Raw genomic sequence first — 12,626 nt, forward strand, 5'->3', positions numbered from 1 at the left:
GTGCGTTAATTTACTCGGAATTCGCTTTAGAATAGTAATAATCGTATAAATATAAAGAATAACTAGCGAATACAAGCTCAAAAAATGGAAGAGTAATGGTAAAAAAGAGGTGCGAATGCCCCAGGAAATTCATGTGCACTTCACATTCGCACTAGAAAATGAGCGGCTCTTCCATATCAATCGATTCTTTAACTCCAATATGCTCTACTTTATTTTTATAATTGTTTCCTAGTTGATAGAAACGAAGACTGTCTTCCTTAGGGTCAATCATTTCACTAAGCAGAATTTTTAAACTAGCAAATTGAGTAGCATCTACGTTGCACTCAAAAACAGAGTTTTGAACTCGCTGACCATAGTTCTGACACATTTTCGAGACCTTACGCAGCCTTCTTTGTCCTGCATGACTAGTGGTACTTACATCATACGTAATCAACACCAACAATGTAATATCACCTACTTCCATAGAAATGGAGGGTACTCATCCAAATCATTGCGCAAATGTCTTGCCAGTAGTAGAGCTTGCGCATGAGGAACCAATCCCCATGCTATTTTCTCTCCTAAATACGGGTGGGTTATTTTTTCTTGCTTTTTGCTTTGCCATGCATTGAGAAATGTTTTACGTGCCTCATCTGTCATTAGCACTGCGCCATTTTCTTTCTTGAAGAAATCTTCCTTCTTCACTATACGTTTATTAATTAGTGAGAGGACAAATTTATCTGCATATATGCCACGCAATTCTTCCATCATATCCAACGCTAGCGAAGCTCGACCTGGTCGATCACGATGCAAAAAACCTACATAAGCATCCAAACCCACTGCTTCCAATGCAGCGGCCGTATCTTTTGCTAATAGTGTATACGCATATGAGAGCATTGCATTGACGTTGTCCAGCGGCGGCCTCCGAGATCTCCCTCGAAAATAAAAATCTTCATTTTGCTGCAAAATCATCTGATCAAATACTTTATTGTAGCTTACAGCAGCTTGACCTTCCAATCCTCTTAAACGCTCTAGATCCTCACATATTCTTACATCCAAAATAATAGCAGAAAGATGCTGAGAGATTTCCTTGAACTGTGCAACATCGATTCGAAGTGGATTATCTCTTGTCATTCTCTCTATCATCCATTTATGATTATAAATCTTCCCTACAATAAAATTACGTGCAATCTTAGCAGATAGGTCATCATTTTCAGAAAGAAGGTACTGCTTTTTGCGCAGTACCACATTTCCCTTGCTTTGCCCAATTACTCTAGCTAAAAATCTACCACTCATCGTCATGAAAGTGATCGATATATCTCGCTCGGCACAATAACCCATTAATCCAGGACTTGCCCCTGTGTAACCGAATGCAACGATTGATTCCAAATTATGCAGAGGATATCTAGCTACTTTTTCTTGCTCTTTCAATAATACGATATTATCGCCATCTAGGGATAAATACACATCTGGTTGAGTTACATACAACGTATTAAGAAGTCTCCTCATTCTCTAATTCTCCCTTCGATGTAACTTTTCACAGTCCTTTTGTTCATTAAGACTGGCAAACAAATTGATTGAAGGGAACAACTTTTGCAAAATGAGCCTGTCTTTACTGTTGGTGTATGCCTACGAACATAATACTCTTGCATTTCAGCCGCGACAGCCCTGACTTTCTGCTTGATGTCCTTCGTAAGCGGCACTTCAACTCTGTGTTTTATCTCCTGGTAATACATATAGCCGGTATCTATATCGCACATCAGCATTTCTTCCAGACATAGCGCTTGTGCGGCTAATTGTAGAATATCCGAGTCATTTTTCTTCGGCTTACCTCGTTTATACTCGACCGGATATGCGATATACTTCCCATCTCTTCCATGTATGTTAAAACCACGACTATCTTGAATAAATTCCACTACATCGCATATTCCTGTAAATTTTAACTCATGAGATTTTACGGACATAGAACGAACGACAAGCTTTTCACCGCGTTTTTCTCTTGTGAACGGCTGGTCTGCATTTCGATGTAGATATTGTCCTTCGATCGTTCGTACATTTTCTTCCCACTGCTGTTCAATATGGATAAGGGCCCATTGTCGCTTGCAGAATTGAAAGTGTTGAATGCCAGACAACATCAAATAATGATCTTCATCATTATTGACCATTGATTTCTTCAACCTTTAGTCCTTCTAGTTCAGTAAGAGTAATGCTATAGTCTTCGAATTTTTTTGGCTCATCCGTATTCGCTTCTACCTTTAACGAGCGGTGTACTTTTGCAGAGGAATACTGTCCAAGCTTGGAAGTATGCTCCCACCAGTACAGTTTATGTACTTCCATACTGCCATCTGGACGAGCAGAAGAAGCATCATTTTCGAACAAAGTCACAAGTGACTGCTTGATCTTTTCTGCATCCTCGTTCGTAAAGCCTGTTTTTTCTGCCAACTGCGTATTAATACTTCCATAAAAAACATATAATCCATAGTCCACTCGATGCTTCATACCCATCGTATCTGAACCCTTCTCTTTCCCTGGCTCTGAATTGACACTCTTTGTAATTTGCATGCTCGTAATATCGATTGGCGCTACGCTTGTAGCTGTATGGATGGAAACGGGACCGCGCACACCTACCGATACCCCTTTCTCCGAACCTCCCTTAAATGCAAACACTTGACCAAAGCTACGAACGTCAATCCATTGCTCACAAGCAACTCTAGCAATTTCATCGGATGAACTGTTTTTGGCTTTTAATAGTTTCGCTAATAACTCATTTGCTTCTGCACGTTCGCGCAAGCTCTTCAATTGATCAGTGGTTTTATCATTGGATTGAACAAATATCGATTCACCGCTATCTTGAAGGCGATTTCTAATTTTACGCTTGATCGCTACATCAGATATTTCTCCATGGCCATCATAATTTTGGCGTGGTCGGTTTCCATTCAATGGGTCCCCGTTCGGATTAGCCTTCGTTACAGAAAATACAACAGCAAAGTCAATTTTATGATTTAGAATTGTCATGGTTAGATCTCCTCACTATTAGATAAATTGATAGTATTGTCTTCTTTGGCTTTCTTCTGATAGAGTTCATGTCTTTGGCTGTAAAATCCTAATAAATATTTTCCTGATAGTGGTTTATTGTTGAAATCTTCATATTTTAGCATAGAAGCAATCTCATCAATTAACCCTGAATAATAGTAGCCCTTAGCCCCTAAGCGTGCTTGATATGGTTGCAAGCTTGCTTGGATGGTCTTCCACGTTCTAGCAGGATGTTTAGCAAATGAGTTCATATAGCGAATCGCATTACTAGCACGATTTTCATCTGCACCTAACGCACGTCTTTCCAGCACATCAGCTACTGCCAGCAGACGTCCGAACAAATAGTCCCGGTTATCATTCCCCTTATCTAAAGCCACCTCGTATCCCTCCTGCTTATCAATTAACGATTTATTTATTAGTGCGCATGTAATACTCAGTGTCTTCTCCCATTCCCACTTCTCCGTAGCAACAGGATTAGAAGCTCGATAGAAAGCACTTTTAATGATGTCCAATGGAATCGTTCGTTCATCCACTACGCATGGAAGCATCCGCTCCATTAAACCCTTTACAACCTTTTCATTTGCCTTCGGGCCATAAGCTGCATATGCAATATCCTTAGTTGTAGGGGCACCAATAAATTCGATATACTGACCATTCTGATCTTTACGATAACGGTGACGCCATACACAGGTTGAATGCCATTTTATAAGCTTATCAATATACAGTTCTTTGTTCATATTTCGGTAGTAAAGCACTGCCATACGTCCTGTTGTTGCTGAATCAAGTACGAGTATACTTACATCTGATTTATTTGGACTGGATAATGTATTACGGTAACCATCTAACGCCTTGGCCACTTCTCTCGCATACTCCGCATTGGTAAAAGACTTCCCATCTGAGGTCAGTTCAACGATATCTTCCATGGTGCAGGGATCATCAAGATCAAGAATTTCTACCTCTTTATCGTTGGCCCACACCAAAAACACCCGTTGGTCAATAAATTTGCCTTGACGATGGATAAGCCACTTTAACGCATTATGCGCCTTCTGCGATACATCATAACTAATACCTGCTACCTCATGACTGACATTGAACCTTCCTCTAAACGTAAATCCGCTTGTATCATTGGCTGAGATTAGCTTCGCCTTATCTGCTGCATTTCGTATTTTGTTTGCATGTTTATCTGTTCCTGGCAGCAGATCTCCCGTTACGTAACAAAGTTTCTCTTCTCCCAACTTGTTACTGTAGAACTGTACAAATGAAGCATACATTTCTTTATCATTCCATATATCCACCCAATTTGTAGACGAATGGACATTAAAACGAATGAATGCGCTTTCTTGTTCGCCACTAACAATAGAAAAAATAGTAGGCTTGTCCTCATAAAGAGAACTGTACTGTTTGTCCCATTTGCCTATCAGCTTGTTGTCTGCATCGAGAGCTAATAGTTTGCCATTCACTAAATCTTGAATCAGTTGTCGTTTATTCAAATAAGCAAAAATGCTTTTCACTTTCGGATGTGCATAAGGAGAGTCGGCCCAATCTTGTAGTTGATTAATGTATGCAGTAAAAGGATCTTCTTCCTTCACTGCACCACCATAAGCGATATAATCGCCCGCTACATAGCTGATCTTGTCGTGAAGTGGGTACGGGGCAACTTTAGAACCTGCTCTGCTTGAAGAGTCTTCCGTGCATGGAATTAACGTACTAGCATCACTTTTGTCTGTAATAATGAAAGCAGAATGGTAATTTCCATCTTCCGTCACATTCACTTGAATATGCGCAGTCTGTGTCGTATGAGAGACAGGGAGCAAGGTGTATTCTTGATCGTTATGCTTTTTCTCAATTACGCCAACTCTGCGCATATTCGACTCGTAAGTCTGATATAGATTCAATAGCCAACTCATGCTCTCACCTCTCTTCCAGTTGTGCATACAGTTCATCAGCAGATTCAACATTTGCATCTGTAAATGACTTCGGCTCCATATCTTTTACTTTACGTACTAGGGTACATTCTTCTGGTTTATCAAATTTAATAATTCCGTTACTCATAACAGGATTCCAAAGTCGTGCCTCCATTTGATTCCGTCCTGTTTCATCTGGATAGTTAATCCCATGAACCATGGTTCCGAAATGGATATCACCATAGTCTTGATAGAAACTTTCACCTTCACCAAACACACACGGTTCAACATAACCTTGGCATTCTCTAGAACCTAGAAAAATATCTCTTCTACCTCCAGCTTGGAGTGAACGCTTCAGTATATTATGATGCTTATTTTCGTTGCGGTCATACTCCAAATCTGGTCGATTTTCATTAAAAATAAAGTGGGCTCTGCACTGATAACGCACATCTCGCAAATATGTATAGTTTGCTAGTGTGTTTCCCCCACCATAATCAATTGGTTTGATACCCTTAGACTCCATACGAATCGCATTCATGACTCTAACTTCGGTTACCACATATAACAACGTGGGCTTCCAGTAAATGCTCTCTACAATCCCTTTCAAAGCTTGATAGGTTGGAACTTGATAGGAGAGTTTCTCCCCACCTAACTTTGTAAGCGGATCGGTAAACAGTGCATATTTACCGTAAACCTCGAACTCTATGCTATTTCTCACGCCGCCGCCTCTCTTCCTCAATTTTCCTAATCCAATTATATACATGGAAAAGAATTGAATCAATATATATTCTAATAAAATATTGTATGAACGTTTTATGTCGTTCAAATATAAAAAACACTACTTCAATCTGTTAACAATTGGATAACATATGCTATAATGAGTCGTCGCAATTAAAGCGTGGATTTAAAGATACAGTATTTGATTAGGAAACCTATCTTTGAACAAAGATAGGTTTTGCTCTGTTAACTCCCCAAGAACTCCATATCACTGTCATTATCAATATCGACTCCAAACTCCTCACTATAAGCGCCCTCTTTTAGTACGAGCACTTTCCCATCAAGACAACTGCTTAAACCACCATTTCTATCAAGTTCATCAAGCTCATGCTTATAAAGGTTAACCGTATACTGCTGCGCCTCTCGCAATACCTTTGTCAGATCATCTATCGTCCCATTTCCATTCAGATCTGTGATTATCTCTTTCCCCTTACCATAGGGGACAATAACAGAAGTCGTTACCTCTTTAATAACATGAAAATGCTCAGCAGCCGTTCGATAACTATTTGTGATAAATAAAGGCAAGTGCTGTCCTCCATTATTTCTTATATAATGTTGATAGAATCCATCTACATCATTTTTCGCGGAATACAATAGATCAGTCATATTTCTACTTACTTTCTTAACGAAATAGTTCAGGTCAGGCTTTACCTTCATATAAAATTTCTTAAAGTAAAACTCCATCGCCTGTCGAGACAACAGATGTCCGCCATGGTGGGAAGGATTAAGTTGTAAATCTTTAAGTATAAGCTTCGTAATCTCTTTTCCTTTCCTAATTTCAGTTAAATGCATTAAATTCTCTTCTTCATGATCGATCACGTACACGTTTCGCAACGTATCTTTTCCATGTCGGTTGCAGCGCCCAGCCGCTTGTGCAATAGAATCTAAGCCAGCTAATGAACGAATGACACAATCAAAGCTAATATCAACACCTGCTTCAATTAGTTGTGTACTAACACATATCACTTTTTCTTTATCGTGTAGATGTTCTCTGACTTTCTCCAAAATTGCTTGTCTATGTGCGGCACACATCGAAGTACTCAAGTGATAGATAGGAACTGACCCACCATCATACTTCATTTGTTGCTCCATCATCTGTTCATATAATTTCTTGACTACGGATTTCGTATTTAAAATAACAAGAACACTGCCTTCATCTTGCAACGTGTTTTGTACAAATTCATCAAGTCTCTCATTATCAAAAGTCTGATCCGAAGCATGATCTAAAATTTCAACTCTCTTAAATTCTTGAATCACATCGTCAATTTTCTCTATCATTTCTCCATCTGGACTAAGCTCTAACTTCTGCTCTACAAAATCAAGTGCAGGCTGAGTAGCCGTACACAACACAAGTGTAGATTGACCATATTCTTTTAAAAAGTTCAGCGCTTGATTAAACAAGGAGATACATGGAGTTGGTACCTTCTGTACCTCATCAAAAATAATGACTGCTTCGCATAAATTATGCAGTCTTCGTATATTTCCGCTTCCATTCGCGTAAAACGCATTTAGAAATTGCACCATAGTTGTAAAAATTATCGGAGCATCCCAGTTATCTTTGGCCAGTTTCAACTTCTGTTCCGTCGTAATAAATCCATCTTGATCTTCATCATCAAGCTCAAATGCACCCTCAATTACATTCGAATGATGTTCTAATATGTTGACTTCATCATTTAAAATTTTCCGAACTGTCTGAGCATTTTGTTCAATAATTGTTGTGTAAGGAACGATGTAAATAATTCGCTTCTTACCGTACTCCAAAGCATGTCTCAGTGCATATCGCAAACTTGCTAATGTCTTCCCTCCACCTGTTGGGATGGATAAGGTATAGATTCCCGAGGGCTTGCAGGCGAATCGTTCACACTGTTCAGACATATTTCTTCTAAGCAACTTAATCGTTGAGTGAGCTTCTCCGTCTTTCTGCAATGAATGAATCTCTGTCATTAATTTATCGTAGTAATCCTGAAACAACTGTCCTGTATCGATAAGGGGATCTTCTGATCTATTCTGTTCAAAAAGTCTTGTATTCGTGCGATCCGCATCAATTAGCGCACTGAACACAAATTTGCACAGAAACATGTACTTTGTCGCAGGTAAGCTGCTGATTTTTTTAGGGGTTGGTTCGACTTTATTTAAGAATTGCTCAAGTTCAGTGGTAGCCTTATTCACATAATGATGAAATTCTTGTTCATTCATGACTTTCTTGAAAAAGGTCTGTTTCATCAACTCGTATTCCTCTTCATCAAGCGCTTTATCACGAACTCTTCTCAAATAATCTGACCCACTAGAATTGAGAAAATCATGCAAGTAGGAATGATGTGAAATAATTGCGTTGCCAACGATTTCTGCTAGTCTACGTTTATAGGAATTATTATCCTTTGAATGAAAGAAGTCATATAGCAGCTTGCCGCCTGCTGTAGAGTGATCCACACTTCCACGCTTTGGTTTATCAGTTATAGAAGAATCTGTAGCTGCTAAAATGTATTCGATAAATCGAACATTATATTTACCTAAATCATGAAGTAAGCCAGCCAGTCCCGTAACATGTCGCAAATTGAGCTTTGCACCATATCTCTCGGCTAACATCTGAACCCCTAGTAAATGCTCTTCTATCGTTTGTTCCTGTTTATCGCTTTCGCGAATATGTGCAATTGACCTCAATTTGTGAACCCCCTTCATAATAGATACATATTGTCACACTTTAAACCTAACAATATGGGATGCTTATTGGTAAACGTCAATCCAATGTAATAACTGGTCTTTAAATTGGTCGCGTATGTCTTTGGGTTCTAAGATTTCAGCAGAAGGTCCGTATTGTGCAATCCAATTAAGAAATCCTTGCTTATGATTAACTGTCACTTCGAATAACAGGCCGCCATCTGGCAAATCCGTCATTTTCGGACGTACAAACATTTCTTCCTCTTTGATGTATCTAGCCACATCTGCCTGAAACTTAACTTTAAAGGTAATCAACTTTTCTCCCCGATGAACGGACCATGTGTGTTTCATATACTGCTGTATACTGAAATCACCTTTATCAAAACTATTATTCGTAATCTCAATTTCGCGAAAACGGCTAATGCGAAACATAAGCACTTCCCGCTTCCTATGACAATAGCCTATCAGGTAGAAACGCTGCTCCCTCGGTACCAAATAGTATGGATCGATACAACGCTCATTTTGACTATTACGGCTCTGCGTATGATAAACAGCACGCAGTGTCTTCTGAGACATGATTGCTTCCATAATGGGTAATAGAAAATTAGTATTGTCCTCTTTATAAGCTGGTTGTCCCATTTGTATTAGCTCTGCTACTTGCTCCATCGCAGTACGACGTTGTTGCTTCACCTTGAAATGCGTTGCCATTACTTTATCGTAAGCAGAATGAAAACTAGGTAGCTGTTGATTGGTATCTAATAGCGAAGGAAGAACAGAAAATGTAAGCTCCTCATCTTCCGTGAAATTCAATGGAAACATAGCAAAGTTTCCGATAAAACGATAGCCTGTACCATATCCTTCATTGGTTATCGGAGCAACATGATCTAGCAGTTGTAAATCTCGATAAATGGTTCGTACTGTCGTTTCACATTTATTTGCCAGCTCTTGAGCTGATATACCAGGATTGGCTTGAATAGCAAATACAAGCTTTAATAGTCTAATTAACTTATCGGACATTTGTACTCTCCTTCAGCTGATATCCAATCACTCCATAAATATTGGATATTCGACAACAACTTAGGCCATCCTTCCTATATTTAAATAATTTCTAACAATTAATCAATTTAATAAAGTTTAGCTTGATCGTTATCTTTATTATTTTTAAACCATTTCAACAAATGGTGTACGTCTTCGAAATTAGGTCCTGTAAGAACGTACTCTTTCCATTTAGAAGGCGAGTCAATTACCAGCTTTATGCGATATATACCGAACTTACGCTGGATTCGAGTTTGTCTATGGGAGATAGATTGCACAGCTCTTCTTTTCACGTACACGGTTGTCAGCGTAATTCCCGGCTTGGAGATTACACATTGCTGATTATGTACATCCCACTTCGTTAGGTTATACCTCCCACTTCCATATGCATATATACACAATAGTAAAGGTGAGATCAGCAGTACCCATGATGAGATGAATGCACTTATTAACAATAAGAGTGATACTGTTAGGACAGGTAGACCGATAAAATAGGCAGCTTTACCAATAGGCAAATTTCGCTCTGGAGAAATAAGTTCGAATTCTGGTAATAGAGAATGCATGACAGTAAGCAGTCTATCTCTACGTATTGCTGGAATTAAAATTTTAGCCCGTCTCTCTCCCGCATAACCAACACTATCTATCCATACGGATGCATAACCAAATACACGATGAAGTACATGCTCTTTTATACGGATGGACTGAATATTAGAAACTTGTAAGGAAAATACCATTCTCTCCATTCCCCCATACTTTATCTCAATATGATGGCCTTTACGTACAACTATCCAATTGTAATAACGAATTTGCATCATCACGAGCGATAGCAACCAACATACGAAAGCACTACTTGCAAAAATCCCTACTACAACGAATAGTACATGGAGCATATTAAGCTCTAAAAGTTCTTCCCACATTTTATTTTGAATAAAGGTTGTTACACTGACTTGTTCTTCTGGTTCTTGAGGTTTAATCCACTTAACGATATACGAAAGCAAAGTCACACATAGTGGAACACCCATCCAAAACGTATTTGAACTGAGCGATCTCATTAAAATATCTTTAGGACTAGCAGCCCACAGTAATTTATTTTGAACAACACCCGTGCGCTGAATATTCTTCGTTCGTATTTTTAAATCAAGAACTTTCACACTATGTAATGCAGTCAGCAATGCTTGGAGATTACGATTTGTCAATACTAGAACTACATCGGCCTCTTCGAAAGAATCTGACGTTTGTAACTTTATAGTTACAGCTCCACATAATTTATCCATCCATGTTTGTTCCATTGATAAACTGGCGATTCGTTCTATCGGAATTGTACGACGGATAATTGTAAACACCCCATTCTGCAAATATATAGCCTGATTTTCAATACGATAAAAATCTCTCCACCAAGCCACAACAGACCATAAGAAGACGATGGTGCCAATTGCTGCTGCCACTCCATAGAGCCAATAAGGTTGTTCTCCCGTACCAGCCTGTATCTCATTAAATAGCAGTAAAGTGTAAGGAATTATTGTGTAACGCACTGCTCGATATAAGTAGCTCACAATTCGAATAAGATGTTGTCTAGTGGTATGCATTCGTATCACCTAACTTAGCAAGTTCAATAATCTTCCTTTGCAGCAGCTCTGTATCTGACTCTCGCAAACCGATGAGTGAGTTAACATCTCCTGCAGTTACGATATCGAGATTAGATAAACCAAATTTTCGCTGGATCACATCCTGTTCAATATCTACATGCTGTACGCGATTCAATGGAATAACACAGGAACTACTACTCCACCAACCTCCCCAGCGAATAATAATTTCATCATTTGTTAATCTGTAGCTACTGCGTTCATATCGGTACCGCACTCCATATGTCATATATAAAATAGAAGTTAACCAGCGATACATAATGTAAATCGAGGCTATATACATTAACCACTTCCAATCCTCCATCCATATTAAATGTATGGCGATTGGCACACTCCATAACGTAGTACTCTTGAATAACCATATCAAGCGCCGTAGCCTCCAATATGGAATGACATTTGGATGAAGTCGTTGCTCTTTTTCCACAGATCGCTCTCTCCTTATTTTTGGGTCTACCACATCATAGCGCAATCGTATGACCACAGCTTGTCAGCGAATACACGTTCTATGTCAATTTTTTTCGGAGTTTAGATAAGGGAGGATGTTAATTGTAGGACTGTATTTCATGGTAGTGCTCTGAATGCATCAAAATTAATACAGTGACCATGTACATTAGGTTTAGTTGATGATGGAAAGCACAAAAAACAGGCAGATTAGGATACACAATGATCACAATCAACCTGTTTCATGGAATAGATGCTATCGCCTATACATAATGAAAATTTTCATCCATATAGGATGTAATACGATAAATGAGGCATGTTAGATTTTATTTGCATTGTACAATTAAACTCTCGTATAGAGAGTGACCATCAAATACAGTTGCTCCACCTGACCACACATCATAGTTTCAATCCACACTCTCGTATAGAGAGTGACCTTAGCACTAGAATATGCATGGGCGTCTATGGTGTTTCAATCCACACTCTCGTATAGAGAGTGACGTCCTTCCGTTCAGGGTTCTAGATGGAGACCCAAGAGTTTCAATCCACACTCTCGTATAGAGAGTGACTATCATTTTTTGCTCAAGCCGTTTTACTTATTCCACGGTTTCAATCCACACTCTCGTATAGAGAGTGACTTTTACCTAATGAAAAATGGATATTATCCAAGACGTGTTTCAATCCACACTCTCGTATAGAGAGTGACCTAAACGTCGTGGAATACGTCTCCTGGTACTTATCAGTGTTTCAATCCACACTCTCGTATAGAGAGTGACTAACACCATATGGCATATATGGCGCGTTGGGATCGTTTCAATCCACACTCTCGTATAGAGAGTGACTGCATATTAAGCGTTTTACCCGTATCGCATGGAAGTTTCAATCCACACTCTCGTATAGAGAGTGACAAAGTCGTTACTTCAACTTTCTCTGGCTCGCCACCAAGTTTCAATCCACACTCTCGTATAGAGAGTGACGCGTTCAAACGAGCACGAACTTTGTTGTTATACCGTCTGTTTCAATCCACACTCTCGTATAGAGAGTGACAGCGACCGTTTTGAACCCTTGCTGTATAAGGGCTCAGAGATCCAAAAGTGCGAATCACCCTTTTCAATCCGCTTTAAAAGGTTTAAATATCAAAAAATTGCTCTAATCCCGC

Annotated in this window: 10 protein-coding genes and 1 CRISPR repeat array; all 10 genes read right to left on the reverse strand. The window is 39.1% G+C overall.

Features of this window, described 5'->3' with window-relative positions; translation table 11 throughout:
* Positions 1-151: 151 nt before the first annotated feature.
* A complete protein-coding gene (gene cas2, locus H580_RS0119765) occupies positions 152-442 on the reverse strand; it encodes a CRISPR-associated endonuclease Cas2 (protein WP_028596317.1) in 291 nt (96 codons plus the stop codon).
* Between the two features lie 11 nt (positions 443-453).
* Positions 454-1,485 carry a type I-C CRISPR-associated endonuclease Cas1c gene (cas1c, locus tag H580_RS0119770; RefSeq protein WP_028596318.1) on the reverse strand — a complete coding sequence of 344 codons (1,032 nt, stop codon included), beginning with the start codon at positions 1,483-1,485 and terminating at the stop codon, positions 454-456.
* The gene (gene cas4 / locus H580_RS0119775; RefSeq protein WP_028596319.1) at positions 1,482-2,141 is read right to left on the reverse strand and encodes a CRISPR-associated protein Cas4; all 660 of its coding nucleotides are present in this window, start codon (positions 2,139-2,141) and stop codon (positions 1,482-1,484) included. The genes cas1c and cas4 overlap by 4 nt, the downstream gene beginning before the upstream one ends.
* A complete protein-coding gene (cas7c, locus tag H580_RS0119780; protein ID WP_028596320.1) occupies positions 2,131-2,991 on the reverse strand; it encodes a type I-C CRISPR-associated protein Cas7/Csd2 in 861 nt (286 codons plus the stop codon). The genes cas4 and cas7c overlap by 11 nt, the downstream gene beginning before the upstream one ends.
* 2 nt (positions 2,992-2,993) lie before the next feature.
* On the reverse strand, positions 2,994-4,916 hold the full coding sequence (gene cas8c, locus H580_RS0119785) for a type I-C CRISPR-associated protein Cas8c/Csd1 (protein WP_028596321.1): 1,923 nt from the start codon (positions 4,914-4,916) through the stop codon (positions 2,994-2,996).
* A 4-nt stretch (positions 4,917-4,920) separates the two neighbouring features.
* Complete coding sequence (gene cas5c / locus H580_RS0119790) at positions 4,921-5,631, reverse strand: type I-C CRISPR-associated protein Cas5c (RefSeq protein ID WP_028596322.1); 711 nt, start codon at positions 5,629-5,631, stop codon at positions 4,921-4,923.
* A gap of 245 nt (positions 5,632-5,876) precedes the next feature.
* Entirely contained in the window at positions 5,877-8,351 is a 2,475-nt protein-coding gene (locus H580_RS0119795) for a CRISPR-associated helicase/endonuclease Cas3 (RefSeq protein WP_028596323.1), read from the reverse strand.
* Positions 8,352-8,414: 63 nt separating this feature from the next.
* A complete protein-coding gene (locus H580_RS0119800; protein WP_028596324.1) occupies positions 8,415-9,365 on the reverse strand; it encodes a helix-turn-helix transcriptional regulator in 951 nt (316 codons plus the stop codon).
* Positions 9,366-9,472: 107 nt separating this feature from the next.
* Positions 9,473-10,969, reverse strand: coding sequence for a PH domain-containing protein (locus H580_RS0119805; protein WP_028596325.1), 1,497 nt, complete (start codon positions 10,967-10,969; stop codon positions 9,473-9,475).
* Positions 10,956-11,450 (reverse strand): PH domain-containing protein, encoded by a 495-nt coding sequence (locus H580_RS0119810; protein WP_028596326.1) that lies wholly within the window; start codon positions 11,448-11,450, stop codon positions 10,956-10,958. Before H580_RS0119810 ends, H580_RS0119805 begins: the two co-directional genes overlap by 14 nt.
* 421 nt (positions 11,451-11,871) lie before the next feature.
* Positions 11,872-12,514: a CRISPR direct-repeat array (repeat unit 32 nt; unit sequence GTTTCAATCCACACTCTCGTATAGAGAGTGAC).
* Positions 12,515-12,626: the final 112 nt, after the last annotated feature.

Origin of the sequence: Paenibacillus assamensis DSM 18201, assembly GCF_000422445.1 — a bacterium.
GTDB classification, from domain to species: domain Bacteria; phylum Bacillota; class Bacilli; order Paenibacillales; family Paenibacillaceae; genus Paenibacillus_B; species Paenibacillus_B assamensis.